Here is a 1,568-nt window from a genome sequence, read left to right as displayed (position 1 = left end):
GGGCCGGGTCGGCCGGTGGGGGTCAGGCTTCCTTGAGTCCCTGGTCGCCGATTTCGGTGATGAAGGAGGCGGCGGTGGTGAGGGGTGCGTCGGGGGTGGTGACGGCGGTGAGGGTGTGGAAGTCGGCGCGTGCGTGCTGGTGGTCGAGGTGGACGGTGACGTAGCCGCGGCGGCCGTTGTAGAACTTGAGGTGGGGGTTGGCTTTGAGGTAGGTGGCCCAGTTGGAGGGTTTGTCGGTGCCGTTCTTGCCGCTGGTGATGGAGGTGGCGACGATCTCGGTGCCGAGGGTGCGGGAGGCGGGGTCGTCGAAGTCGTCCTTGATGTCGAAGGCGTAGCCGACGTGGACGTCGCCGGTGAGGACCATGAGGTTGTCGATGCCGGCGGTTTTGGCTCCGGTCAGGACGCGGTCGCGGGAGGCGCGGTAGCCGTCCCAGGCGTCCATGGAGACGCGGGCGGGTTCGGTGAGGTCGAATTTGCGCTGGGAGAAGGTGACCTGCTGGGGCAGGAGGTTCCACAGGGCGTGTGAGGTGTGCCAGCCGTCGAGGAGCCAGCGTTCCTGGGTGGTGCCGGTGATGGTGCGGGCGGGGTCGTCGGTTTCGGGTCCGGGGGTGTGGGCGCCGTCGCCGTAGGCCTGGTCGGAGCGGTACTGGCGGGTGTCGAGGATGTCGAGCTGGGCGAGGCGGCCCCAGGTGAGGCGGCGGTAGAGCTGGGCGTCGGGTCCGTGGGGGAGCTGGGCGCGGCGCAGGGGCTGGTTCTCCCAGTAGGCGCGGTAGGCGGCGGCGCGGCGCAGGAGGAATTCCTCGGGCGGGCTGTGGTGTTCGTCGGTGTCGTCGGCGTAGTTGTTCTCGGTCTCGTGGTCGTCCCAGGTGACGACGAAGGGGTGGGCGGCGTGGGCGGCCTGCAGGTCGGGGTCGCTCTTGTAGAGGGCGTAGCGCAGCCGGTAGTCCTCGAGGGTGACGGTTTCGTGGTTGAAGTGGCCGGGCAGGACGCGGTCGGTGTAGTCGCGGGCGCCGCCGGCACTGTCGACGGCGTATTCGTAGAGGTAGTCGCCGAGGTGGAGGACGGCGTCGACGTCCTGGCCGGCGAGGTGGCGGTAGGCGGTGAAGTAGCCGTCGTGGTAGGCCTGGCAGGAGACCGCGGCGAGGGTGAGCCCGTCGGTCCGGCCGTGCGCCGCGGGTGCGGTACGGGTACGGCCCGTCCCGCTGACCCAGCCGCCCGCCCTGAACCGGTAGTAGTAGACCCGGCCGGGGGCGAGGGGGCCGGCCTCGACGTGCACCGTGTGGTGGAACTCGGGGTGCGCGGTCACGGTGCCGCGTCTGACGCCGTGCCGGAAGCGCTCGTCGTGGGCCAGTTCCCAGCGCACGCTCACGCGCTGGGGCGGCAGACCGCCGTCGGCCTGGTACGGGACGGGCGCGAGCCGCGTCCACAGCAGGACGGAGCCGGGCTGCGGGTCACCCGACGCCACCCCCAGCGTGAACGGGTCGTCGGTGATCTTCGAGGCGTCCAGTTCGGCGGCGCTCGCGACGCCCGCGGCGGGCAGGTTCGTGGTGAACGCCAGCGCCGCCGCC

1 protein-coding gene is annotated in these 1,568 nt (G+C 71.4%); it reads right to left on the bottom strand.

The annotated features are described in order from the left end of the window. Positions 1-22: 22 nt before the first annotated feature. Positions 23-1,568: alkaline phosphatase D family protein (locus ACFY93_RS34505; RefSeq protein ID WP_391365877.1), on the bottom strand; the 1,546-nt coding region annotated here is incomplete at its 5' end.

The organism is Streptomyces sp. NPDC008313 (assembly GCF_042956125.1).
Taxonomy (GTDB): domain Bacteria; phylum Actinomycetota; class Actinomycetes; order Streptomycetales; family Streptomycetaceae; genus Streptomyces.
This window is presented reverse-complemented; position numbering and strand designations above follow the sequence as displayed.